Annotated in this window: 25 protein-coding genes; 22 read left to right on the top strand and 3 right to left on the bottom strand. The window is 56.9% G+C overall.

Annotation, left to right across the window (positions count from 1 at the left end):
- Window positions 1–16 precede the first annotated feature (16 nt).
- The 6 genes from NZD89_RS26260 to NZD89_RS26235 all read left to right on the top strand — a co-directional run bounded on the left by NZD89_RS26260 (window position 17) and on the right by NZD89_RS26235 (window position 5,239).
- Window positions 17–1,015 carry a LolA family protein gene (locus NZD89_RS26260; RefSeq protein ID WP_268008624.1) on the top strand — a complete coding sequence of 333 codons (999 nt, stop codon included), beginning with the start codon at window positions 17–19 and terminating at the stop codon, window positions 1,013–1,015.
- A gap of 176 nt (window positions 1,016–1,191) precedes the next feature.
- Window positions 1,192–2,421, top strand: a complete 1,230-nt coding sequence (alr, locus tag NZD89_RS26255; protein ID WP_268005581.1) for an alanine racemase — start codon at window positions 1,192–1,194, stop codon at window positions 2,419–2,421.
- A 99-nt stretch (window positions 2,422–2,520) separates the two neighbouring features.
- Window positions 2,521–2,775 (top strand): CopG family ribbon-helix-helix protein, encoded by a 255-nt coding sequence (locus tag NZD89_RS26250; RefSeq protein WP_268008623.1) that lies wholly within the window; start codon window positions 2,521–2,523, stop codon window positions 2,773–2,775.
- A gap of 4 nt (window positions 2,776–2,779) precedes the next feature.
- Entirely contained in the window at window positions 2,780–3,130 is a 351-nt protein-coding gene (locus NZD89_RS26245) for a type II toxin-antitoxin system PemK/MazF family toxin (RefSeq protein WP_268005580.1), read from the top strand.
- Window positions 3,131–3,234: 104 nt separating this feature from the next.
- Window positions 3,235–4,488, top strand: coding sequence for an adenosylhomocysteinase (locus NZD89_RS26240; protein WP_268005579.1), 1,254 nt, complete (start codon window positions 3,235–3,237; stop codon window positions 4,486–4,488).
- A 16-nt stretch (window positions 4,489–4,504) separates the two neighbouring features.
- Window positions 4,505–5,239: a gamma-glutamyl-gamma-aminobutyrate hydrolase family protein gene (locus NZD89_RS26235; RefSeq protein ID WP_268005578.1), complete on the top strand. Its 735-nt coding sequence runs from the start codon at window positions 4,505–4,507 to the stop codon at window positions 5,237–5,239.
- A gap of 144 nt (window positions 5,240–5,383) precedes the next feature.
- Here NZD89_RS26235 and NZD89_RS26230 read toward each other — a convergent pair whose 3' ends face one another.
- On the bottom strand, window positions 5,384–5,689 hold the full coding sequence (locus tag NZD89_RS26230; RefSeq protein ID WP_268005577.1) for a hypothetical protein: 306 nt from the start codon (window positions 5,687–5,689) through the stop codon (window positions 5,384–5,386).
- Window positions 5,690–5,935: 246 nt separating this feature from the next.
- On the opposite strand from NZD89_RS26230, the gene NZD89_RS26225 reads away from it, so the two are divergent.
- Together NZD89_RS26225 and NZD89_RS26220 are read left to right on the top strand one after the other, a co-directional pair.
- A complete protein-coding gene (locus NZD89_RS26225; protein ID WP_268005576.1) occupies window positions 5,936–6,175 on the top strand; it encodes a DUF1659 domain-containing protein in 240 nt (79 codons plus the stop codon).
- A 46-nt stretch (window positions 6,176–6,221) separates the two neighbouring features.
- Complete coding sequence (locus tag NZD89_RS26220; RefSeq protein ID WP_268005575.1) at window positions 6,222–6,440, top strand: DUF2922 domain-containing protein; 219 nt, start codon at window positions 6,222–6,224, stop codon at window positions 6,438–6,440.
- Window positions 6,441–6,812: 372 nt separating this feature from the next.
- On the opposite strand, the gene NZD89_RS26215 is transcribed toward NZD89_RS26220, so the two are convergent.
- The gene (locus tag NZD89_RS26215; RefSeq protein WP_268005574.1) at window positions 6,813–7,436 is read right to left on the bottom strand and encodes a DedA family protein; all 624 of its coding nucleotides are present in this window, start codon (window positions 7,434–7,436) and stop codon (window positions 6,813–6,815) included.
- Between the two features lie 117 nt (window positions 7,437–7,553).
- On the opposite strand from NZD89_RS26215, the gene thiL reads away from it, so the two are divergent.
- Genes thiL through tsaD form a run of 5 tightly spaced genes read left to right on the top strand, consistent with a single transcriptional unit; the run spans window position 7,554 to window position 11,409 of the window.
- Complete coding sequence (thiL, locus tag NZD89_RS26210) at window positions 7,554–8,555, top strand: thiamine-phosphate kinase (protein WP_268005573.1); 1,002 nt, start codon at window positions 7,554–7,556, stop codon at window positions 8,553–8,555.
- Window positions 8,556–8,607: 52 nt separating this feature from the next.
- The gene (tsaE, locus tag NZD89_RS26205) at window positions 8,608–9,132 is read left to right on the top strand and encodes a tRNA (adenosine(37)-N6)-threonylcarbamoyltransferase complex ATPase subunit type 1 TsaE (protein WP_268005572.1); all 525 of its coding nucleotides are present in this window, start codon (window positions 8,608–8,610) and stop codon (window positions 9,130–9,132) included.
- Window positions 9,123–9,884 carry a tRNA (adenosine(37)-N6)-threonylcarbamoyltransferase complex dimerization subunit type 1 TsaB gene (gene tsaB, locus NZD89_RS26200; RefSeq protein WP_268005571.1) on the top strand — a complete coding sequence of 254 codons (762 nt, stop codon included), beginning with the start codon at window positions 9,123–9,125 and terminating at the stop codon, window positions 9,882–9,884. Before tsaE ends, tsaB begins: the two co-directional genes overlap by 10 nt.
- The gene (gene rimI / locus NZD89_RS26195; RefSeq protein WP_268005570.1) at window positions 9,881–10,381 is read left to right on the top strand and encodes a ribosomal protein S18-alanine N-acetyltransferase; all 501 of its coding nucleotides are present in this window, start codon (window positions 9,881–9,883) and stop codon (window positions 10,379–10,381) included. Before tsaB ends, rimI begins: the two co-directional genes overlap by 4 nt.
- Complete coding sequence (gene tsaD / locus NZD89_RS26190; RefSeq protein ID WP_268005569.1) at window positions 10,378–11,409, top strand: tRNA (adenosine(37)-N6)-threonylcarbamoyltransferase complex transferase subunit TsaD; 1,032 nt, start codon at window positions 10,378–10,380, stop codon at window positions 11,407–11,409. The genes rimI and tsaD overlap by 4 nt, the downstream gene beginning before the upstream one ends.
- 198 nt (window positions 11,410–11,607) lie before the next feature.
- Here the strand turns inward: tsaD and NZD89_RS26185 are convergent, their stop codons facing one another.
- Window positions 11,608–13,617, bottom strand: a complete 2,010-nt coding sequence (locus NZD89_RS26185; protein ID WP_268005568.1) for an ATP-binding cassette domain-containing protein — start codon at window positions 13,615–13,617, stop codon at window positions 11,608–11,610.
- Window positions 13,618–13,690: 73 nt separating this feature from the next.
- On the opposite strand from NZD89_RS26185, the gene NZD89_RS26180 reads away from it, so the two are divergent.
- The 9 genes from NZD89_RS26180 to NZD89_RS26140 all read left to right on the top strand — a co-directional run bounded on the left by NZD89_RS26180 (window position 13,691) and on the right by NZD89_RS26140 (window position 23,036).
- A complete protein-coding gene (locus NZD89_RS26180) occupies window positions 13,691–14,599 on the top strand; it encodes a phosphatase PAP2 family protein (protein WP_268005567.1) in 909 nt (302 codons plus the stop codon).
- A gap of 41 nt (window positions 14,600–14,640) precedes the next feature.
- Complete coding sequence (locus NZD89_RS26175; protein ID WP_268005566.1) at window positions 14,641–15,246, top strand: 5-formyltetrahydrofolate cyclo-ligase; 606 nt, start codon at window positions 14,641–14,643, stop codon at window positions 15,244–15,246.
- Window positions 15,243–15,884: a molybdenum cofactor guanylyltransferase gene (gene mobA, locus NZD89_RS26170; RefSeq protein ID WP_268008622.1), complete on the top strand. Its 642-nt coding sequence runs from the start codon at window positions 15,243–15,245 to the stop codon at window positions 15,882–15,884. The genes NZD89_RS26175 and mobA overlap by 4 nt, the downstream gene beginning before the upstream one ends.
- Window positions 15,871–16,866, top strand: a complete 996-nt coding sequence (locus tag NZD89_RS26165) for a molybdopterin-binding protein (RefSeq protein ID WP_268005565.1) — start codon at window positions 15,871–15,873, stop codon at window positions 16,864–16,866. Before mobA ends, NZD89_RS26165 begins: the two co-directional genes overlap by 14 nt.
- Window positions 16,859–17,404 carry a molybdopterin-guanine dinucleotide biosynthesis protein B gene (mobB, locus tag NZD89_RS26160; protein WP_268005564.1) on the top strand — a complete coding sequence of 182 codons (546 nt, stop codon included), beginning with the start codon at window positions 16,859–16,861 and terminating at the stop codon, window positions 17,402–17,404. The genes NZD89_RS26165 and mobB overlap by 8 nt, the downstream gene beginning before the upstream one ends.
- 136 nt (window positions 17,405–17,540) lie before the next feature.
- Window positions 17,541–17,825 carry a co-chaperone GroES gene (gene groES / locus NZD89_RS26155; RefSeq protein WP_268005563.1) on the top strand — a complete coding sequence of 95 codons (285 nt, stop codon included), beginning with the start codon at window positions 17,541–17,543 and terminating at the stop codon, window positions 17,823–17,825.
- 32 nt (window positions 17,826–17,857) lie between these two features.
- Window positions 17,858–19,480 (top strand): chaperonin GroEL, encoded by a 1,623-nt coding sequence (gene groL / locus NZD89_RS26150; RefSeq protein WP_268005562.1) that lies wholly within the window; start codon window positions 17,858–17,860, stop codon window positions 19,478–19,480.
- A gap of 224 nt (window positions 19,481–19,704) precedes the next feature.
- Window positions 19,705–20,235 (top strand): DUF4912 domain-containing protein, encoded by a 531-nt coding sequence (locus tag NZD89_RS26145; RefSeq protein WP_268005561.1) that lies wholly within the window; start codon window positions 19,705–19,707, stop codon window positions 20,233–20,235.
- Complete coding sequence (locus NZD89_RS26140) at window positions 20,232–23,036, top strand: 1,4-alpha-glucan branching protein domain-containing protein (RefSeq protein ID WP_268005560.1); 2,805 nt, start codon at window positions 20,232–20,234, stop codon at window positions 23,034–23,036. Before NZD89_RS26145 ends, NZD89_RS26140 begins: the two co-directional genes overlap by 4 nt.
- Window positions 23,037–23,052: the final 16 nt, after the last annotated feature.

Below are 23,052 nucleotides of genomic sequence, written 5' to 3'. Positions count from 1 at the left end.
GAAAGGCGAGGTGGCTATGCGAAAGGTTACGGCAGTCGTTTTGGCACTCGGACTGGTGGGTGGCGTTGTCGTAGGCTGCGGCGTCCCGACGGGTAAGTCGGTCAACCAGAAAATCCAGACACAAGCCCAACAATTAGATAGCACAAACTATCAAAGCGACGCGACGATGACAGTACAGATGGACAACAATACGCAGACGTACTCTGTGCAAGTCTCCTACGAGTCGCCGACTACGTATAAGATTGCCCTCGGCAACCAGGACAAACAGGTGCACCAAGTCATCGTACACAACGATAACGGGATGTTCATCGTGAGTCCGTCGCTTCAAAAAGTCTTCCGGTTCAACGGGGATTGGGCAAAAAATCAGGGTCAAATCTATCTGTACGACCAGTTATTGAAGCAGATTACGACCACCAAGAACGTGAAGATGTCGAAGGCGAACGGAGAATACATTTTCAACCTGCCGGTCACCCCTGCGTCAGACACCATCAGCACGCAGCAAGTCGTGCTCGATTCTAAGACGCTTCAACCGAAGACCGTGAAACTGTTGGACAAAGACGGGAAGCCAGCTGTGACCCTTACGTTCACATCGTTCAGCACAAACGTGAAGTTTAAACAAACAGATTTCGATCCGCAGTCGATGGTCAGCAGCCAAACGAAAACGACGATGACGAGCGACGACGAGCAAGCGTTCGGGTATGTCGAACCCAAAACTCTGTTTGGGACAAAGCTGACGAGCTTGACGCAACCGAGCGAGACCAGCGCAGTCATGAAGTTTGGGGGAGACCACCACTACTTGTTGCAGGAGTGGCGTCCGACGCCAGGTCAACAAGGTGACCCGGAAGGGCAGTTGGTGGACATGTACGGAGTACCAGCGATGTACACGGACGGCGACAACGTGTCGAGCCTGACGTGGCTGAACAATGGGGTCGAATACGCCATCACCAGCAACGATTTGAACCAGGAACAAATGGAACAAATTGCCATGTCTACGCTCAGTCAGGTTGGGAAATAAATTTTGTATTATGATCAGTCATTCAAGATACCGCATTGGCTATCCTGACAGGACGAACGGCGGTGGTGCACAGACCGTGTGCCACCGCCTTTTCGCGTGTGTGCGCTTTCTTTGCACGACATTGCAGATAGTGCTAGGCAGAACCCCGCACCATTGCTAAACTTCTTAAATGGGTGGTGGTTTCCTTGTATCGCGGGACATTTTCTATCGTAGATCTACGAGCGTTCGCGCATAACCTGCGCGTCATGGCAAACAGAGTTCATCCAGAGACAAAGCTTCTTGTCACCGTGAAGGCCAATGCGTACGGGCACGGCGTTGCGCCCATTCTCGAGGTGTTGGCGGAGTCGAACGTCGCCGCAGTCGGGGTGGCGTCGCTGGAAGAGGCATTGCAGGTGCGCCAATGCGGATACGCTAAGCCGGTGTTGGTCTTGGGTTCGGTCGGTGCACAGGAGTTGCCGATCGCGGCACGGCACCAAATTCACGTCACCTACACCGATGCGTGGGGGGACATCGACGCGTTGCCAGTGATGGGCAGCGAGCCGCTGCACGTGCACACTGCGCTTGACACAGGGATGAATCGGCTTGGCTTCAAGTCCATCGAACATGCGAGGGTCGTGTTGAATCAAATATTAAACCGCTCGGATATGACCTGGTCCGGCGTATCCACGCACTTGGCATGTTCAGATGGGCCCTCCGACCAACATGCCGCAGAGCAGATTCGGCGGTTCGCCGATATGATTTCCCAACTGCGGGCACTTGGGTATGACGTTCCGACCGTGCACGCCTCGAACAGTGGCGGCGTCCTTCGAAACGGGCAATGGCACTTCGACATGGTGCGCATCGGCATTGCGGCATATGGTTACTCCCCCGACGAATCCGTGCTTCCAATGCCCGAATTGCGGCCAGTGATGCACATGTACAGTTCCATCACGCGGATTGCAGATGTGCTTCCAGGAGAAACCATTGGTTACGGCGCTACTTTTACGGCGACGCAACCGATGCGGGTAGCCACGGTCGCCGCTGGGTATGCTGATGGATATCCAAGAGTTCTGTCCAATTCGGGGAAAGTTCTGGTGCACGGTCAGATTGTGCCGGTGGTGGGCCGAATTTGCATGGACCAATTGATGATTGACGTGTCGAATGTGTCAACGGTGCGGGTTGGCGACTTTGTCACACTGTTCGGCAGGGCGGCTCCGGCGGCATGGACACCTGAAAAGTGGCATCGCAAGCCGCCGGAAGATCGTCGCGAATGGTTAGAAAAATCGTTCGAAAGTGACAGCCACGGCGAGCAAAACGTGCTATCATTGTCCGATGTGGCGTCGCTCGCAATGACGATCCCTTATGAAATGGTGTGTCAAATTAATTCGCGGGTACCAAAACTGTATGTGAATGAACCGAACTCGTGAGTTACAACTTTGACCTGCTTGAGGTGGAAAGCTATAATAGCCGATGTGAAATGTGTCACCAGAGCAGTGGAGGTGCCGCGCGTGTCCGGCAAAAAACGCATGGTAGTCTACGTTCCGGAGCAGTTGCTAGAGCAAGTGGATGGCTTCGCTCGAACGGATAGCGCAAATCGCAGTGAAATTGTACGAGAAGCCTTGCGTATGTATGTAACAGCGCACCGTAAGAACGACATTCGCGAACAGATGCAGCAGGGGTATCTGGAAATGGCTCGTTTGAATTTGCGAATTGCTTCCGAATCATTTCCCTTGGAACAAGAAGCGGGAGGCACGGTGGAACGCTTAGTAAGCGGGGTGTAAGTGATTGAACGTCAAACGAGGGGACGTTTTCTTTGCGGACTTGTCACCCGTAGTCGGTTCTGAACAAGGGGGCTTTCGCCCCGTTCTAATCATTCAGAACGATATCGGGAATCGCTTTAGTCCCACCGTCATCGTGGCGGCTATCACGGCCCAGATCCAAAAGGCGAAACTGCCAACTCACGTCGAGATCCCGGCTCAGCCCTATGGCCTAGAACGGGACTCGGTCGTATTGTTGGAACAGTTGCGCACGTTGGATAAACAGCGTTTGACGGACAAAATCACGCACTTGGACGACACCATGATGAAGATGGTCAATGACGGGCTTCTCATCAGCCTTGGACTTGTGGACTTTTAACAATTGCATGGTTATATCAAACGAGGACGGATGTGAATCCGCCCTTTTTTCATGTACAATGTGAGCCATCTTGAAAGTGCGCGTCCGAAAGGGAGTTTAACTCGATGAGCCAAGCGCAAGACAAATCTCAAATCCGAGACTTTGAGCTCGCCGGACAAGGTGAGTTGAAAATTGATTGGGTGCGCGATCACATGCCGTTATTGCGTCAATTGGAGGAGCGGTTTCGCGCGGAGCAGCCATTTGCCGGGAAGCGAATCTCGATGTGTCTCCACCTCGAGGCGAAGACCGCTTATCTAGCGCTTGTCGTACAAGCTGGTGGAGCCGATGTCGCCATCGCCGCCAGCAATCCACTCAGTACGCAGGATGACGTGGCTGCTGGACTAGTCAAGCGGGGTGTGACCACATTTGCGTGGTACGGCGCGACGCAAGATGAGTACCAGGGCCATCTGCGGGCGGTGCTCGACTACGACCCGATTGCCGTCATCGACGATGGCGCCGATTTAGCGACCATCTTGCATCAGGAGCGACCGGAGCAGGCAGCTCGCCTGATTGGCGGTTGTGAGGAGACGACGACGGGGATCATTCGATTGCGCGCGATGAGTGAAGAAGGCATCTTGAAGTATCCGATGATTGCCGTCAACGATGCGGACTGCAAACACCTGTTTGACAACCGGTATGGGACGGGCCAGTCCGTGTGGGATGGCGTGATGCGGACGACAAACCTCGTCATCGCCGGGAAGACGGTCGTCGTCGTCGGCTATGGCTGGTGTGGCAAAGGCGTTGCGATGCGGGCCAAGGGACTTGGCGCGAAGGTCATCGTCACAGAGGTCGACCCTATTCGCGCTGTGGAAGCTGCTATGGACGGGTTTTCCGTCATGCCTATCGTAGAAGCGGCCGAACACGGAGATTACTTCATCACGGTCACCGGCGTCAAGCACGTCATTCACAGAGCGGCGATGGAACGGATGAAGGACGGTGCCATTCTTGGTAACGCCGGGCACTTCGACGTGGAGATCAGCAAACCAGACCTCGCATCGCTCGCGAAGAATGTGCGCCGGGTACGGCCGAATATCGACGAATATCAGTTCGCCGACGGTCGGCGCATTTACTTGATCGCCGAAGGCCGTCTCGTCAACCTGGCCGCGGGGGACGGGCATCCCGCAGAGGTGATGGATATGACGTTCGCCCTGCAGGCCCTGGGATTGCGGGAGGTTGTCCAGCACAGGTATGAGCCTGGCCTGCATATGATCCCTCGGGCGACCGATGTCGAGGTCGCACGAATGAGACTGCAGAGTTGGGGCGTCTCTATCGACCACCTGACAGATGCACAAGAAGTCTACCTACACAGTTGGCACTGACCAAGGGGGCAACCAGATGACAAAACCTGTGATCGGCCTCACCGGCACGCGCCACATGCGCACAACCACTTCTGGCCTGCCGTTGCAGGGCGTCTCGCTGTCCGATGACTACGCACTTGGGGTACAAAGGGTGGATGGGATTCCGATGGTCATTCCATTCTTGACGGACGACGTCACATTGGGCGAACTCGCAAGGCGCCTCGATGGGCTGTTGCTGACCGGCGGTGAAGATGTCGATCCCGCCACCTACGGCCAGGAACCCCATTATGGGCTGGGGGACGTGATCGCTGAGCGGGATAGGCTGGAGATTTCGCTGATTCAGATGATGCGCGCGCAGGGCAAACCGATTCTCGGTATTTGCCGTGGCATGCAAGTCCTCAACGTCGCGTTAGGAGGAACCTTGTACCAGGACCTTCCGCGTGAGTGGAAGGGTAAGACACAACACAGCCAAAAGGCTCCTCGCAACCATTTAAGTCACCGCGTGAAGCTGGACGGGGCGAGTCGATTGGCGGCCTGTTTCGGCGGGACGACGTCGATTCGAGTGAACTCGTTTCATCATCAGGCCGTCAAGGATATCGCAAAGCCGCTGCGAGCGGTGGCTTGGGATGCTGAAGGCCTGGTCGAGGGGTTCGAATCGAAGGACGGGCCATTTACGTTGGCCGTCCAGTGGCATCCGGAAAATCTTTGGCGGGATGACGAGACCGTGCTCGGCCTGTTCCGTGCCCTTGTCGACGCCTGTCGAGATGCGTAAGGTGTTGGAGTTCTGGCGCCGGCCCGTGAACGCGTAGGGTCGGCGCGCCGACGCCGGGACCTCCTCAAAGTGGGGCACTATCGATGTGGCGCATGTCCCGAATTTGCACCTAGGCAAACACCTGTCATTCGCCGGCCTAGCTACCTATCGGGCTCGCAGATACGCGTGTAGCTGTCCTTTGATAGCCTGTGCTATTTCGTCGTCTGGCGCGGCGATGATGTAATGGTCCCCGTCAAGACTTGCGGTGAACCTACCGAGATTGCACCGTTTTAGATAGTCTGCCACATCGACGATCGATTCGGATGGCGCGATGAGCGCCTTTTGCCCCACAAAATCGTCATTCACATAGATATCGTACTGATCATGTGCCGTTTTCAGATTGGCATCGACGCCCATCGCTCCGATGAATGGGAAAAATCCACTTCCGCTTGCGCCGCTATTCATCCCCAATGCGGGTTCCCTCCAATCACATTTCGCGGTCTGGCTCATGTATCGTTCCCTCGCACCGAACGCTCATGCGGCTGCCGCTCTGGTATGTCGTCGAACGATTCACCATCGCGTTACACGCGGGCACAGCCCGAGAGAGTATTCATAGGCAAGGCGCGCAAAGATGCTCCCCGCCTTTTCGCTGTCCCCGTTACAGGCCAACTCGTGCATCTCTTCTCATGCGCACAGCGCAGAGAGGAGGCGACCCACATGGCACAGACAACGCCAGTCAGCCGCGTTTTGCAGATCCAAACGCAAGTCGGTACCACACCTGCTGGGCAGCCCAAGCTGAAGAGCCACAACTATCCACACGTGGCCCTGAATGCGACGGACGACGACTTGCTAGCTGTCGGACAGGCACTTGCCGCGCTCATCGACGAGCCCCTGGTGCAAGTCGCTCGGCTGGATCAAGTGGTCATCACCGCCAGTACATCGAACACGACAGCCTAAGTTTCCTACTTGGTCGGGTGAAAAAATCGGTGTGGAGGTGAAGAGTGTGGCGACAAAACTCGCGTTATTTCTATCGTTCATGACGGATCAGAACAAAAAAGTTCGCGTCAACATCCAGAATCCAAAGCAACCTGTCGATGCGAACGCCGTGAACGATGCCATTTCGTCCATCGTCAACAAAAACGTGTTCAACTTCCCGCAGGGTGCCATCGTCAAGGCATTGCCGGCGCAAGAGACGCAGACGGACACGACGAACATCTCGTAACTTACTTCGGGGTTGGACCGGAGGCCTCCATCGGCTGGGCCAACCCCGTTTACACCGCTGTATCCTTCAATCTCTGGTCGAGGGGCCGTTTCCCAATCGCCTCGTGATCCGTTCGAAGAGCTCCGAGGCCGACTGGGCCGTGACGCACTCGTGATGGTTCAGGAGGACGAATGGTTGGCGACAGCACAGCGCACAATCTTCGACGCACGCGTACCGTTTCGTTTCGAGGGTAGAGGGGAGGGAGTCGTTCGACCAAACTGCCTTCCCGTGCCGAGAACTGGCGGGGTGTTGTGCGGCCCACCCCGCAACTTTGTCAACGACTTCTCGGACGCCCAATTTTTCGTTGTGCACACACCACTCCACTAACACGGTTCACTGTCCACTCCTCGAACTGGATTGCAGTCTTCGTATTACAAAGACTAGCAGAGCGAGGAGGACGATCACAATGGTCACCCACATCAATGTCGACTGTACGTGTTTTAAGAGAGTCTGAACGTTTTCCCCGAACCAAAAGCCTAGGCCTATCCACATTCCGCACCACAGAACGGAGCCCACGATGGTGTACGAGGTAAAGGTGCTGTATGGCATACCGACGAAGGAGGCGGCGTATGTGCTCAGAGAGCGAATGCCTGGGAGAAAACGCCCGGGGATGAGCACGAGGGCGCTATATCGGGTGATGAGCGCCGATGTATGCTCCATGCGCGCAGGGCTCAAGATGTGAATACGATAGAGTGGCTTGAGCACGGGACTTCCAAACTTGCGGACCATCCAAAAGATGATGGAGACGCCTGCGAAGTAGCCAAGCGATCCGATGCACAGTACGGCGATGCCGTTCATCTCGCGTTCGGACACGGCGTATCCGTAAAAGGCGAGAAAGGCGTCCCCTGGAAAGGGAAGACCAAGGCCCTCCAGGACCATGGCGATGAATACGCCTGGGTAGCCAAGCGACACGATGGTCGACGAGATATTGTGAATCCACGTCATTACGTATTCCATGTTTGCACCCCGCAATATGAACTCCCATTCATATCTATGGACAAGTGGCGTCGAACATGCCCTTCCACATTGATATGATGGGATAGGTGCGTGTTCTGTACTGGGAGGTGTTTTTGGATGGACGAGTTTGGTCTGATTGCGGCACTTGCCAAGCGGCTGCCAAAGCCGGGGGAGGACGTGCTACTGGGGATCGGGGATGACGCGGCGGTCTTTCGGACGAGCACGGCGCCATTTGTCGTCACGACGGACACAATGGTCGAAGGTGTTCACTTTCTACCCACAACCATCACCGATTACAACTTGGGTTACAAGGCGCTCGCGGTGTCTGTGAGCGACGTCGCGGCGATGGGGGGCAGGCCAAGGTTCGCCGTGGTGTCACTCGCGATACCAGCGGCGTGGGATAAAGCACGCCTCGAGCAAGTCTACGATGGGTTGCGCGAAAATACGGAGCGATTTGGATGCGATGTCATCGGCGGCGACGTGGTTTCGACGAGTGGTCCGCTCGTGATCACGACTACCGTCATCGGCGAAGCGGAGAATCCGATTCCGAGGTCGGGCGCGAAGCCGGGAGATATCCTGTTTGTGACGGGGAACCTAGGGGGATCGAGTGCAGGGCTACAAGTCATGCAAGAGGTGACGCCCGCGTCGGGCATCGCGCAGGCGCGGCTCGTCGAGCGGCATCAGCGTCCAGAGCCGCGCGTCGGCATCGGGACACTGTGTGCGAAGTTCGGCGTGCACGCCCTCAATGACGTCAGCGATGGACTGGCGAGCGAGTTGCACGAAATTTCGGCGGCCAGTGGCGTGCGCTGCGTGATTGAGGCGGATCAGGTGCCGCTGATGCCAGAGGTCAAGGAGCTCGCTCGCGGCTTACACCGCGATGCCCTCGACTACGCGCTGTACGGCGGCGAGGACTTCGAGCTGGTCGGAGCGGCATCGACTCGCGCCTTCGCATCGCTGTTGGCGACAGCGTCAGCCATGCAAGTCCCCGTGACGCGAATTGGCCGTTGTGACGCCGGCGACGGAGTTGTGATGCGGCGGCCAAATGGACATCTGGAAGTGCTCGAACCGAAGGGATACAATCACTTTAAACGCGTGGATACGCGATCTGGCAGGGCATAGCGTTCGAAGCGACTAGAGTCACTTTGGGCGAACCCGCTAAAGGGAGAAAAACATGTTACGCGATTGGTTAGTTACGACGTCTCAACCCGAGGAGACGCAGCGGTTGGGCGCGTGCCTCGGTAACTTTTTGCAGGCGGGGGACGTGGTCTTGCTCTACGGCCCTTTGGGCGCCGGGAAGACGCATTTCGCGCAGGGCGTCGCGCGAGGATTGCGCGTCGAGTCGCCCGTCACGAGTCCCACATTTACGCTCGTCGCCGAGTATGAAGGGCGTGTGCCCCTGATACATATGGATTTATATCGCTTATATGACGACGCAGAGGCCTCTGAACCTATCTTGACGCCCGAGTCGCTCGTCCAAATCGGCTTCGATGACTACCTGGACGGCGATGGTGTGGTTCTCATCGAATGGGGCCGTGGTGTGGAAGCGGATTTGGACAATTATTTGTCGGTGTCCATCGACTACGCGAAGTTTGACGAGCCTTCGGACGACGGTGTCACGACGCGGCAGATAGCGGTCGAGGCCATCGGCGAGATGGCACAACGACGGTTGTGGGAGTGGGTAGTCGCATGGGCGTAATTGTCATGGATACCGCAACGGACGCCCTCGGCGTCGCCGCTGGACGCATGGACGGAACGCTGCTCAGCGCGGTGACACAGCGAGTCCCTAGGGGACATTCCCGACTGCTTCAGCCGTCTGTCCAGTTCGTCATGAAATCGGCGGGATTTTCCGCGGGCGACATCGTGCGGATCGGCGTCGGCACCGGGCCTGGCTCATATACCGGCGTGCGGATGGCCGTGTCCACGGGAAAGGCGATGGCACACGCGCTACGCGTACCACTGGTCACCGTACCGACGCTCGACGCCATTGCGCTCGCTGCAGGGATGGGCGCTGTACCACCGGCTGGTGCCGATCAGTCAGCCGCGAAGCAGGCGGTACTCGTGCTTCTGTTTGCAAGGAGGCATCGCGCGTTTGGCGGCTGGTTTGCGCTTGCGAACGGGCAACTGTGCCAACGTTCACAAGCTGAGGTGAAACCTATTGAAGCGTGGTTAAACGAGGTGCCAGGCGGGAAGGCTTGCGGGATACCTTTGTTGGTGCACGACTTGCCGCAGGCGGAATTAGAACCGCACTGCAGTCGGCATGCGTTTCAATTTGCGACATGGAGCGACGTGTGTACGAGGTTTTCGGATGCGCTTTTCCGACTCTCCCTGAAAGACGATTATCCAGTTTTCGAAGGGGAACGCATCCACACGGTTTTACCCGATTATGCATTGCCTGTAGAAGCGGAAGCCAAATTGCAATCGCAGCGAGAGGGAGGCGCGCGACCATGAGTGCAGAAAGTACAGAAAAACTGGTCATTCGTCGAATGCTGCTCCAGGATCTCGATGAGGTGCTCCGCGTCGAGCACCGCGCCTTTACAGCCCCGTGGTCGCGAGCTGCTTTTCTCGGTGAACTGGTGGAGAACCGGCTTGCCCGCTACGTTGTGGCAGAGCTCGACGGCCGCGTCGTCGGCTACGGTGGGCTGTGGATGATCCTCGACGAAGGACATGTCACGAATATCGCCGTCGATCCCGATTTTCGCGGCCGCAAACTAGGTGAAAAGTTACTTCGCACGCTGATGTCGATGTGCGCGTCGAGCGGTGGTCGCAAGATGACGCTGGAAGTGCGCGTGTCGAATACCGTCGCTCAAAACCTCTATCGGAAGTACGGATTTGAGCGCGTCGGCCTGCGGAAAGGGTATTATACGGACAACCGCGAGGACGCCATCATCATGTGGGTAGATTTACCGCCGATGGACAGTGTGAAGGCCGGGGGAGAACTGATTTGATCATTCTAGGCATTGAAACGAGTTGTGATGAAACGTCCGCGGCCCTGGTTCGGGACGGAAGGGAGTTGCTGAGCGAAGTCACCGCCACGCAGATGGAGATCCACGCCGCGTTCGGCGGGGTTGTCCCGGAAGTGGCCTCGAGACACCACGTCGAGGACATCACGCGCGTCGTCGAGAACACCTTCCGGAATGCCTCGATGAACTGGGCGGATGTGGATGCCATTGCCGTCACATGTGGTCCGGGACTGCTCGGGTCCCTCCTCGTTGGCGTCTCGGCCGCCAAAGGGTATGCACTCGCCACCGGGAAACCACTGATTGGTGTGCACCACATCGCCGGCCACGTGGCCGCGGCGACGATTGGAACCGACGTGCGCCCACCCTTTCTCTGTTTGGTCGTGTCCGGAGGGCACACGGAGTTGTTGACTGTCGACGAGCAGTTTTGCTTTGCGAAATTAGGTGAGACGCGAGACGATGCAGCGGGTGAGGCGTACGACAAGGTCGCACGGCTGCTCGGGCTGTCCTATCCAGGCGGGCCCAAAGTGGACAAGTTGGCCTTGACGGGCAACGGAGAGGCGTATTCGTTTCCGCGTGGCCTACTGGAGGAAGAAGGATACGATTTTAGCTTCAGCGGCTTGAAATCGGCGGTCAACAACGCTTTGACCAAGCAGCGGAATCGGCGCGAGGAAATCTGCGTCGAGGACGTCTGCGCAAGCTTTCAGGACGCTGTCATCGACGTTCTGGTGGAGAAGACCAGGCGGGCGCTTCATCACACGGGCTACACGCGGTTGGTGGTAGCGGGGGGCGTCGCAGCCAATCGCGGCCTTCGCGCCCGCCTTGGCGAGTTCGGCGAACGAGAGGGCATCGATGTCGTCTTTCCGCCTCTGCGGTGGTGTACGGACAACGCTGCGATGATTGCGAGCGCAGGTTACTACCGCGCGCAACAGGGGAAGGTGAGCGACTTGTCGCTCAACGCCTACGCGCAACTGCCCCTCCACACCTGGCAGTCCTGGGGCTCTTCTGCGATATAGGGTGCTGCTTCGACAAATCATCCACAGCCTTGTGCACAAGCTTGTGGAACACGGTTGTGGATCATGTGGAAAAACGTCGAAAAACCTCGAAATGTAGCCCCTGCAGACTGTGGATAAGTCTGTGTATAGTGTGGATATGTTGTCCACAACGGCGATGCGCTTCCGGGATGGGCCATGCGCATCGCGACCGCGTTCGCCTCAGGAGAGGTCCTGTGCGGCCAATTCCCGTTCTAACTGCTCGAGGTCAAGGGACGCCTGCTCCCACCGCAGGAGGGCATCCTCGTGGCGCTCAGCCAGGCTTTTCAACTGGGCCTCGAGCTCGTAGAGGCGAGTTAAATCCTGGTTTTGTGCTGCCTCAGACAACGCGGTCGCCACTTGTTCCATCTCCACTTCACACGCTGTGGATAATTGTTCGAAGCGCTCGACAGCCTCTTGTGCCTTGCGGACGTCAGAGGAGCGTATGCGTCGGCGCGTTGCATTTTGCTCTTGCTGGTCCGGTTTGACTCCGCTTTGGACTTTTCCAGGTAGGGTTGGCGGCGTTCCTTTGGTTGACTTGGCGCCGGTACCCGCTTCTATCTCTCGAATACGTTCATTCTCCGCCAACTTCTCTCGATAATCGGTGTAGTTGCCGATGTATAAGGTCAATCCATCCTTCGACAAAATCCCCACGTGTGTCGCAATTGCGTCAATAAAGTAACGGTCGTGCGAGATAAACAAAAGTGTGCCGTCGTAATCCACCAGTGCCGCCTCGAGTGCCTCTTTGCTGGGGATGTCGAGATGGTTGGTCGGCTCGTCCATGAACAGGGTGTTCGCACGCCGTAACATCAGTCGGCACAGGTTGAGGCGACTGCGTTCACCGCCGCTGAGCCCCGCCACCGGTTTATCGACGTCGTTGCCACGGAAGAGGAACTGTGCGAGTGCGCTGCGCACGGTCGTTCGATCCATCAGTGGATGCTCGTCCCAGACTTGGCTGAGGACCGTCTTCGTCGCATCGAGGTCAGACTGTTCCTGGTCGTAGTAACCAACTTGCACGTGTTGTCCGAAGTCGATGGAACCGCGAAGGGGTTCGACCTGACGCAATAATGTCTTCATCAACGTGCTCTTTCCAGCTCCGTTGGGGCCGAGGACGGCCAGTCTCATGCCGCGTTCCAGCCGGAAGGACACGTGACTCGCCAACAAGTTCGCGGCGTAGCCGATGGACACGTCGGATACGTGTAACACGTCCCGTCCCGACGGCCTGTCTGCGGCGAACGAGAGATGTACCTTCGCCTGATCGCCGTCGGGTTGGTCGATTCGTTCCATCCGCTCGAGCATCTTGCGCCGACTCTGCGCCCGCTTTGTCGTTGAAGCGCGGGCCAGGTTTTTGGCGACGAACAGCTCGATCTTCTCGATCTCCTCCTGTTGCTGCGCAAACTGTTTCGCCTGCCGGAGGCGAGCTTCGACTTTCTGTTCCATATACGCCTCGTAATTGCCGGTGTAACTCGTGGTGACTCCCTGTTCCAATTCGACCGTATGCGTGGTGACCTCGTCTAAAAAGTAGCGATCGTGCGAAACCACCAAGATGCTGCCTGAATAGCCCTTGAGAAACTGCTCGAGCCACGTCAGCGTCTCGGTGTCGAGATAGTTTGTCGGCTCGTCGAGGACGAGGAGGTCCGGCTGGGCGGCTAGGAGCCGCGCCAGTGAGAGGCGCGTCTTCTGACCGCCGCTCAGGGAAGAGACGGGCATCTCGTGCATTTCCCTAGGGAACTGAAGCCCTGACAGGACGCGGCGGATGTCGGTCTGCCACGCGTAGCCGCCTTCGTCCTGAAAGCGCCTGGACAACGTATCGTAGGCAGTACTCAACTGTTCAAAGCGCGCTTCGTCCTGATACACGTCTGGGTCTGCCATTTGTCGCTCGTATTTGCGCAGATTCTGCTCCATGGTCTCCAGGTGGGCCCGCGCTTGTGCGACGAAGCTGTAGACCGTCGAGCGCTCGGGCGGATCGACAAATTGGGACACGTAGCCGACCGTTGTCCCTTCACGCCAGGTGACAAGCCCCGAATCGGGCTGTTCCTGCCCCGTGACGATGCGGACGAGTGTCGATTTACCCGCCCCGTTGCGACCCACGAGCCCCAACTTATCCCCAAGCCGAACCATCAATGACGCATCGTGAAGGACGTCCACGGTGTCATAACTCTTTTTCACATGACTTACTTGCAAAACAATCATATGGATTCCCCTTCATCTCATACACTCTAGCGACCGGGATTCTAGACAGGCCTATGTTAGGAGGACAGCGCTGATGGCGACCCCAAAGTTTTCGCTGCCCGCTGGCTTTGGTTGGCAGTATCACACGATTCTATGGCTTCAATCGTTTCATACACCGATTTTGGACAAAGTCGCAACGGTGATGTCCTACCTAGGGACGGAGTCATTCTATCTCATCATCTTACCGATGATCATGCTTGTGTTCAGCCGGCAATTCGGCTTGCGGCTGACCTATTTGTTTTTGACCAGTATGTTCTTCAACGCCTGGCTCAAGTCCGTCATCCAAATCGCGCGTCCGCTCGGCGTTCCGGGTGTCCGATCCGGTTATATCAGTTCAGCGACAGGATTGTCGATGCCAAGCGGCCACGCACAGGGAACGATGACCTTATACGTCGCACTCAATCGCACGCTGTCCAATCGTTTCCTGCGCTACGCGCTGTTGCTAGTGGTTCTCGGTATCGGTATCTCGCGAATTTATCTCGGCTTACATTGGCCGATGGACGTCTGCGTCGGCTGGATGCTCGGACTCGTGATCGGCTATGCCGGCTGGCAGATTGGCCGTTGGTGGAGCTACCGCGGGATTCCGTGGCATTTCGCCATTTTGTTCGCCGTGTTGTTCCCGGCTGTCCTGTTCTATTTTAACCGTGATCCGATTGGCGCTGAATACGCGACGTATCTCTTCGCCGTAGGCACCGGTGCGGTTCTCGAGCGCCGATTCGTTCACAGTCGGATAGACGGTGTCTGGTGGAAACGAATTTGTGCGGGCGTCCTCGGCTTAGGCGGAATGGTTGCGATACAATGGTTATTGCAAGGAGCTTCGGCGGATTTGCCGTGGCGTCTGCTCCGCGACCTGCTGCTCGGCTGGTGGGTAACCGTTGGCGCGCCGTGGGCCTTTTTGAAACTCAACGTCTATCAAATTGACGCGGAAGAGCTGGCCAGGTGACAAAGACCTGCCCTCTTTTGTCAGTGGAAGCAGGGAATTCGTTGTCTTTCGAAGTCGAAAAAGATCATTTGCGACAGGTCTTAAAACGCGATAGGATGAGTTTAACAGAAAATGAGAGACGTATTGCACAGGCGGCTATCTGTTCGGCCATCCTCGACTTTTGTGACGCGTATGTTCACACCGTAACTCCAGGCGCCAAGCGGCACACGATTGGCCTGTACGCGGCCGTCCGCGCCGAAGTAGATGTACTCGATTGTGTTTCCAGCCTGCGCGAGCGAGGCTGGATCGTCGCTTATCCGAAGGTTCTGAACGCTTCTGGACAGATGGACATGTTCGTGGTCGATTCACCGGTGGACCTTACGCCTGGTCAGTTCGGGATTCTCGAGCCCAGTGCGCACGCTTCTGTCCTGGAGCCAGCGGACTTAGATATCCTATTGGTGCCAGGGCTGGGGTTTACACTCGCCGGTTGGCGGCTTGGCTATGGCGGTGGCTTCTATGATCGGTATTTGTCACGAACCAGGCCGGAGCTATGTACGGTAGGCATCGCGTTTCGCGTCCAACTGCGCGATGCATTACCCATATCACATCACGATCAACGTCTGAAATACCTCATCACGGAACAGGGTGTGGTCGACTGTTGGAAATGAGCGTCGCCGTCGTCGTAGCCGGGGGGCGAAGTCGACGGATGGAGCCATTGGGAAATAAGTTGTTATTGCCTCGGTCGCCGTCTTCCCCACCTATTTTGGCTCACGTCATCGCCACTGCGGCCAGGGTGAGCCACCGCGTCGTGATTGCGTACGCCGATGAACTCGTCAAGGATGCCGTCGCATCGGTGCTCGCTCCTGAAGTCCTCCGGAAAGTTCAGTGGCAACGAGATGACGCTCCACAATCGGGACCGCTGGTCGCGCTCGCGGGGGTATTTCCGCTGCTTCAGTCGTTCGGACCTGACAGGGTGGTGGTGGTGGCGGGCGACTTGCCGGGTGTCACGGTCGACGTGCTGGTGCGGTGTCTGGACGCCTTGGCGGATTCCGACGCAGATTGCGCCGCGATTGAGCGGAACGGCCGCCTTCAACCCCTATTGGCATGTTACCGTCGCACGGCGGGACAGGCGTTCGTCGAAGCGGCGGAAAACGGGCAGACGCGTTTGATGAGCGCGATGGACAAGCTTTGCGTCGTCCGTGTCCGGATGGGCGAAGAGACGCCGGAGTGGCGCGTGCGCCCCGTGCACACCCCAGAAGATTACGATGCCTGGTTGGCTTGGAGGGATTCGTTTGAAACGTCGTGAAGTTCGGGTAGAAGACGCTGTCGGATTGCAGTTGGCACACGATATGACGCGAATCGTTCCAGGTGTGTTTAAAGGCCGCCAATTTCGGCGAGGGCACGTCGTTCGGGAAGAGGATATCCCGATGTTGTTGGACATGGGGAAACGCCACATATATGTGCTCGAGCTGGAAGCGGGTGAACTACACGAGGACGACGCGGCACAGCAGATGGCCAAAGCGCTCGCCGGGCCGGGTCTCGTTCACTCCGATGTGGAGGAGGGAAAGGTGGTTCTCCGCGCCAAGCATGACGGCATGTTGTGGATAGATGCACGCCGCGTCGTGACGATGAACAGCATTGAGCACATTTCCATCTCGACCCGCCGGCCTTACATGCACGTGCGCGAGGGCCAGTCGGTTGCAAGCGTGCGCCCCATTCCACTCGTCATCGGAGAAGACAAAATTCGAGCGGTTGAGTTGATTGCCGAAGAGACTTGGGGCGGACGCAGCATCATCGACGTGTTGCCATACCGTGACCAACAGGTCCATATCGTGACGACGGGCAGTGAAATTCAGAGTGGCCGGGTACAGGACAAGTCGGGGCCCGTGTTGCGGGAGAAGTTTGCTGAGTTCGGCATAGAGGTGAAGGCTCAGCAGTTTGTGGGGGACGAGCAGGAAGACATCACTTCGGCCATCGCTACGGCGTGTGACGAGGGGGCTACGCTCGTCTGTGTGACGGGCGGGATGTCGGTAGATCCGGACGACCGCTCACCAGCTGCCATCCGCAGCGCCGCCACCGAAGTCGTGTCCCACGGCACGCCGGTGATCCCAGGTTCGATGCTCATGTTGGCCTACCGGGAGAGGACGGCGATATTCGGTTTGCCTGGCGCTGTCATCCACGATGCCAGGACGTCGTTTGACGTATTGCTGCCGAGGATTCTAGCGGGCGCGCGCGTGCGCAAGCGGGACATCGCCATGCTCGCTATCGGTGGGTGGCTCAATGACTAGTCCCGATGTCATCTCCGTAGTCGGCTACCAGGACGCGGGGAAGACGCAGGTCGTAGAGGCGTTGGTTCGGTGTATGTGCGCCAGCGGGCTCGCCGTGGGCGTCCTCAAACACGATGGACATGCCGACTCCATCGCGGTGCCCGATTGGGAGAAAAGTGGATCTGACACCGCCCGCGTGGCGCAGGCGGGTGCCCGGTGGACGATGGTGGCCAGTCGTCGCGGCTGGTTGCTGCACGACTGGGCGACCGCGCCTTCGGGTGTGGACGAATGGCTTCGGACGATGCTGCAGACGATAGAGGCTGAGGGTGCACACGTGGACTTTTTGATTGTCGAGGGAGCGAAGCGCAGCCGCCTGCCTAAAATTGCGGTGGTGGCCGAACGAGATGAGTTGCGGCACCTTGTGGATGCGGGGGTCACAGATGTGGTTGCCGTCTGCTGGACGCGCGAGGACGTGGACGTGGACGTTGTCGAAATACCGCAGTTCCACTTGTCGGCAATTGAAGAGTTATATACACATCTGACGAAACGAGTCCGCTAACGTTTTCTTGCAATAAAAGTTTGTGAAAACGTGTTGCACTCTTTTCGCGAAGTGATTATTATAGTTCTTGGTGTTAGCACTCACCGACCGAGAGTGCTAACAAAGAGTGATGAACTATTTAAGGGAGGTTGTTCACATGCTGAAGCCGCTCGCTGATCGCGTTGTGGTACGTCCAGTAGAACGTGAAGAAAAAACCGCTAGTGGCATTTTCCTTCCGGATAATGCAAAGGAAAAGCCGCAAGAAGGCGAAATTCTTGCAGTTGGCCCTGGTAAAGTAGAAGACGGTAAGCGCTTCGAACTCGATGTGAAAGTCGGAGACCGCGTGATTTTCTCTAAGTATGCTGGCACGGAAATCAAAGTGGACAACGAAGAAGTTTTGATCTTACGTGAAAACGACATCTTGGCAATCGTTGAGAAGTAAATCGACTACATACGGTCAGGGAGGTTGGAAACATGGCAAAGGAAATCCGCTTTGGTGAAGAAGCCCGCCGCGCAATGCTGCGTGGTGTCGATGCACTGGCTGACGCCGTGAAGGTTACCCTTGGTCCTAAGGGCCGCAACGTCGTTTTGGAAAAAAAGTTTGGTTCCCCGCTCATCACGAATGACGGCGTGACCATCGCAAAGGAAATCGAACTGGAAGACGCGTACGAGAACATGGGCGCGCAACTGGTTAAAGAGGTTGCAACCAAAACGAACGACGTCGCTGGTGACGGTACGACGACGGCTACGGTCCTCGCTCAAGCGATGATTCGCGAAGGCTTGAAGAACGTCGCTGCAGGTGCGAACCCAATGGTTCTCCGCCGCGGCATCGACAAGGCCGTTGCAACTGTGGTCACGGAAATTGCAAACATCTCGAAGCCGGTTGAAGGCCGCGAGAACATCGCACAGGTTGCTGCAATCTCCGCTGGCGCCGAGGAAATTGGCGTACTCATCGCTGAAGCGATGGAGAAAGTCGGCAACGACGGCGTCATCACCGTTGAAGAATCCAAAGGGTTCACCACGGAGCTGGAAGTCGTTGAAGGTATGCAATTCGACCGCGGCTACATCTCTCCGTACATGGTTACGGACACCGACAAGATGGAAGCTGTGCTCGATGAGCCATATATCCTCATCACCGACAAAAAGGTTGGCAACATCCAAGAGATCCTCCCGGTTCTCGAACGCGTCGTTCAATCTGGCCGTCCACTGCTGTTGATCGCTGAGGACGTAGAGGGCGAAGCTTTGGCAACGTTGGTTGTCAACAAGATTCGCGGCACGTTCAACGCGGTGGCTGTGAAGGCACCTGGCTTTGGCGACCGTCGCAAGGCGATGTTGCAAGATATCGCTGCACTGACCGGCGGCCAAGTCATCAGTGAAGAGCTCGGCCTTGAACTGAAGAATACGAGCATCGAGCAACTCGGTCGCGCTCGTCAAGTTCGCGTCAGCAAGGAAAACACCATCGTGGTTGACGGCAGCGGCGACCGCGCTGAAATCGCTGCTCGCATCAGCCAAATCAAGAACCAAATTGAAGAGACCACCTCGGATTTCGACCGCGAGAAGCTGCAAGAGCGCTTGGCAAAACTGTCCGGCGGCGTCGCAGTCATCAAGGTTGGTGCTGCAACCGAGACAGAGTTGAAGGAGCGCAAACTTCGCATCGAAGACGCACTCAACTCCACGCGTGCAGCAGTTGAAGAGGGTATCGTCCCTGGCGGCGGTACGGCACTGGTCAACGTCATCAAGTCCCTCGAAGGCGTTTCTGCTGAAGGCGACGAGCTCACGGGCGTCAACCTTGTTCGCAAGGCGCTCGAAGCACCTGTCCGTCAAATCGCTGAGAACGCTGGTATCGAAGGCTCCATCATCGTTGAGCGCTTGAAGAACGAGCAAGTTGGCCTCGGCTACAACGCAGCGACGGGTGAATGGGTTGACATGTTGAAAGCTGGTATCGTTGACCCAGCTAAGGTTACGCGTTCTGCTGTGCAAAACGCAGCCAGCGTTGCAGCCTCCTTCCTCACGACGGAAGCAGCAGTTGCTGACAAACCGGAAAAGGAAAAAGCAGCTCCGATGCCTGACATGGGCGGAATGGGCGGTATGATGTAAGATCGGCCATCGGCCATCAGAAGGGCTCTCGCTTGCGCGGGGGCCCTTTTTGCAGTGGAATGGCTCAACGAACTCTTCATTGCATATCGCAAAACAGTCACAGGTGCCAAGCATCCTTCCCAGTTTCGCTACATATTTATTAACCAAGCTACAGAGCGCTGGGCTAAAGCCAGGGTATACAACCTTATGCGTCACAGCGCAATACAAAAAATGGAGTGGATGGCTTGGGTAAGATTGACCTTTACGACGACAGCTGGTCCCGCCGCACCGGGCGCAGTCGCATCGTGGCGATGGTGAAGGACCCATCTACGTTGTTCGTGTACTGGGAAGTGGACGAACTAAGCAAGCGCCTATTGACCAATCACTTTCAGAGTGAGTGGGGGACGTTGCCTCTCTTCCTGTGCGTCTACGACGTCACGAATTGTTGGTTTGACGGGTACAATGCACCACTTGTGGCAAAGCATCGCGTATCCCACGATGCAGATAACTGGTACCTCCATCAGTTAATGCCGCAGCACAATTACGTGGTCCATCTCTCCACGACAACCTTTCACGACCAGCTATTTTGCATCCTGTCTTCAAATGTAGTCAAACTTCCACCGAGCAAAGTGGGATCTTTGGAACCACAGGTTCAGTTTGTGTCGTCTCATCCCCGCACATGGCCCGAAGCGGTTCCTGCAATCGAGGAGAGGTATCCTTATGCAGCCGTTTTTGACGGCTATCACGTACACTCGCCGGAGGGGATAAACGAATGACATTGGGGTATCTCAACTTAGTTCTCCACGCACATTTGCCATACGTTCGCCATCCGGAGAGGGAGGATAGGATAGAGGAGCGCTGGCTGTTCGAGGCGCTCACAGAAACTTACATTCCTCTGTTGCAAGTCTTCCACGGCCTCCTCGACGACGACGTCGACTTTCGGGTGACTCTTTCGTTGTCGCCGCCACTGATTTCGATGCTCGCGGACGAATTACTCCAAAACCGATATCGCAGGCACATGGCGAAACTGATTGCGCTGTGCGAGTCCGAACAGACGCGTACGGCAGACGACCCCGCCCGCCACGGTCTGGCCAAGGAATATCAGCGGCGTTTCGAGCAGGTGGTTCAGTTCTTTGAGACCTACTCGGGAAACATCTTGCCGGCGTTCGCGAAACTTCATCAGGCTGGCAAGCTGGAATTGATCACGAGCGCCGCCACACACGCGTTTCTCCCGTACGTCCGTACTCAGGCGGCCATCGAAGCGCAAATCGCGACCGCCGTCGACGTCTTTTATACCCACATCGGCGTCCGCCCGAAAGGTCTGTGGCTCCCTGAGTGCGCGTATGACGCGCGGGTGGAGGACAGCCTGCAGCGACACGGCATTCGTTACTTCTTTACGGATACACATGGTGTGACGAGTGCGGCCCCGGCGCCGCTATTCGGTACGTTTGCGCCGGTGATGACGCCGACTGGATTGGCTGCGTTCGCGCGAGACGAAGAGTCGTCTCGACAGGTTTGGAGTTCGATGGACGGGTATCCGGGCGATTACGATTACCGGGAATACTATCGAGATATCGGATTCGATCTCCCCGAACAGGACCTGCAGCCCTTCGCCCACAAGGAGGGCATCCGCCTCAACACCGGCATCAAGTACTATCGAATTACCGGCAAGACAGGAGAGAAGGCGCTTTACGACTTCCGCCTCGCCCGTGAAAAGGCGGCCACTCACGCAGGGAACTTCCTGTTTAACAGAACGCAGCAAGTTGCCTATGCGAAGAGTCGAATGGGCCGCCTGCCCGTTGTGACCGCACCGTACGACGCGGAGCTCTTTGGCCATTGGTGGTACGAGGGACCTATCTTTCTCGACATGTTATTCCGAAAGATGCATTACGATCAGACGGAGCTCAAATCTATCACGCCATCCGAGTACCTGGACATGTACGACGATTTTCAATTGGCGACACTCGACTTCGCCACATGGGGAAGGGATGGGTACGGTGACGTCTGGCTGCAAGGGGATAACGATTGGATTTATCCGGCCCTGCACGACTGCGAAGTGCAGATGACGCGGCTGGCAGACACTCATGTACACCCCACGTCGCTCGTGCGCCGGACGTTGAATCAGGCTGCGCGCGAGTTGATGCTGGCGCAGAGCAGCGATTTCGCGTTCATCATGGACAGCAAGACGACGGTCAACTACGCCATTGAACGCACCAAACAGCACGTGAATCGCTTTCGCCACCTTTGTTCGATGCTCGATAGGAACGACGTCGACGTCTCCTACGTGACCGAGGCGGAATCGCTGAATCCGATTTTCCCGAACGTAGACTATCGATGGTTTCGGGCCAATCAAAACCCTCCTGTTGCCTTACCTGACAGGCACGTCGTTCGCGTCTTGCTTCTCTCGTGGGAGTTTCGACCGATGACGGTTGGAGGTCTGGCGCGGCACGTCTATGATCTCAGCCGCCATTTGATCGAACAGGGGTGCGAGGTCCACGTCGTGACGACAGCCGTGGATGGTTACCCAATGGATGAAATCGTCGAGGGCGTCCATGTTCATCGCGTGCGTGCAGCGCAGCCGGATGGGGGAGAGTTTATCCATTTCGTGTTGCAACTCAATTTGGCGATGCTTTCGCGATGCCGCCAGATGATTGAAGACGAGGGCTACGAATTCGACGTCATCCACGCCCACGATTGGCTCGTAGGCGAAGTTGCGTGTCTATTGAAGCAACACTATGGCATTCCCTTGATCGCGACGATTCACGCGACGGAACACGGCCGAAATCACGGCATTTCGACAGACGTCCAGCGACATATCCACCATATCGAGTGGAGGCTCACCTACGAGGCGTCCGAAGTGATTGTATGCAGCACCTACATGTTGCACGAATTGATGGATGTGTTCGCGCTTCCAGGCGAGAAGGTCCACGTCATTCCGAACGGCGTGGATAGACGGCTATTGGAGACAACGATTGGTCACCGAACTCCTGACCACGCGTTTGAGGACCGACCGATCGTTCTCTTTATTGGGCGATTGGTCAGGGAGAAAGGCGTTCACGTACTGCTGGATGCTGCTCCAGACATCTTGCGAGACGTGCCGTCTGCTCGCTTTGTCATTGTCGGGCAAGGGCCGATGCAACAAGCTTTGAGGGACCAGTCTCGGCAATTGGGCCTGGGTCACTGCGTGGAGTTTTGGGGCTTTGTCGACGACGACACGAGAAACGACTTGTTACACCGCGCCCGCGTGGCCGTCTTCCCGAGTCTCTACGAGCCGTTTGGAATTGTGGCTTTGGAGGCGATGGCGTCCGGCGTGCCTGTCGTCGCGTCCGACGTCGGCGGGCTTTCCGATATCGTCTGCCATGAACACAACGGACTGAAAGCCTATGTTTCTGACCCGGCATCCCTATCGTGTCAAATTAAGCGCCTGCTCTCTGATCCCCATCTCTCTCGCAGTCTATCCACGGTGGCACAGCAGGATCTCATCCACTTTGATTGGCGGCAGATTGCGGCGCACACGGTCTACGTGTACGGCTGCGTCGTTCCAAAGGCGTCGGCTCCAGAGGCGCCGACCGCGTGAGGATGTCGTAAGATGT

It is taken from the genome of Alicyclobacillus fastidiosus (genome assembly GCF_026651875.1).
GTDB classification, from domain to species: Bacteria; Bacillota; Bacilli; order Alicyclobacillales; family Alicyclobacillaceae; genus Alicyclobacillus; species Alicyclobacillus fastidiosus.
Note: the sequence above shows the minus strand (reverse complement) of the source record. Positions and strands in the feature narration are given on the sequence as shown.

What these genes read in the sequence shown, in the direction of transcription:
- NZD89_RS26140 (WP_268005560.1), top strand. Translation starts at nt 20,232, where the DNA reads ATGACATTGGGGTATCTCAACTTAGTTCTCCACGCACATTTGCCATAC.
- tsaE (WP_268005572.1), top strand. Translation starts at nt 8,608, where the DNA reads ATGTTACGCGATTGGTTAGTTACGACGTCTCAACCCGAGGAGACGCAG.
- groL (WP_268005562.1), top strand. Translation starts at nt 17,858, where the DNA reads ATGGCAAAGGAAATCCGCTTTGGTGAAGAAGCCCGCCGCGCAATGCTG.
- NZD89_RS26185 (WP_268005568.1), bottom strand. Translation starts at nt 13,617, where the DNA reads ATGATTGTTTTGCAAGTAAGTCATGTGAAAAAGAGTTATGACACCGTG.
- groES (WP_268005563.1), top strand. Translation starts at nt 17,541, where the DNA reads ATGCTGAAGCCGCTCGCTGATCGCGTTGTGGTACGTCCAGTAGAACGT.
- NZD89_RS26250 (WP_268008623.1), top strand. Translation starts at nt 2,521, where the DNA reads ATGGTAGTCTACGTTCCGGAGCAGTTGCTAGAGCAAGTGGATGGCTTC.
- NZD89_RS26215 (WP_268005574.1), bottom strand. Translation starts at nt 7,436, where the DNA reads ATGGAATACGTAATGACGTGGATTCACAATATCTCGTCGACCATCGTG.
- rimI (WP_268005570.1), top strand. Translation starts at nt 9,881, where the DNA reads ATGAGTGCAGAAAGTACAGAAAAACTGGTCATTCGTCGAATGCTGCTC.
- NZD89_RS26235 (WP_268005578.1), top strand. Translation starts at nt 4,505, where the DNA reads ATGACAAAACCTGTGATCGGCCTCACCGGCACGCGCCACATGCGCACA.
- NZD89_RS26260 (WP_268008624.1), top strand. Translation starts at nt 17, where the DNA reads ATGCGAAAGGTTACGGCAGTCGTTTTGGCACTCGGACTGGTGGGTGGC.
- mobB (WP_268005564.1), top strand. Translation starts at nt 16,859, where the DNA reads ATGACTAGTCCCGATGTCATCTCCGTAGTCGGCTACCAGGACGCGGGG.
- thiL (WP_268005573.1), top strand. Translation starts at nt 7,554, where the DNA reads ATGGACGAGTTTGGTCTGATTGCGGCACTTGCCAAGCGGCTGCCAAAG.
- mobA (WP_268008622.1), top strand. Translation starts at nt 15,243, where the DNA reads ATGAGCGTCGCCGTCGTCGTAGCCGGGGGGCGAAGTCGACGGATGGAG.
- NZD89_RS26225 (WP_268005576.1), top strand. Translation starts at nt 5,936, where the DNA reads ATGGCACAGACAACGCCAGTCAGCCGCGTTTTGCAGATCCAAACGCAA.
- NZD89_RS26180 (WP_268005567.1), top strand. Translation starts at nt 13,691, where the DNA reads ATGGCGACCCCAAAGTTTTCGCTGCCCGCTGGCTTTGGTTGGCAGTAT.
- NZD89_RS26240 (WP_268005579.1), top strand. Translation starts at nt 3,235, where the DNA reads ATGAGCCAAGCGCAAGACAAATCTCAAATCCGAGACTTTGAGCTCGCC.
- tsaB (WP_268005571.1), top strand. Translation starts at nt 9,123, where the DNA reads ATGGGCGTAATTGTCATGGATACCGCAACGGACGCCCTCGGCGTCGCC.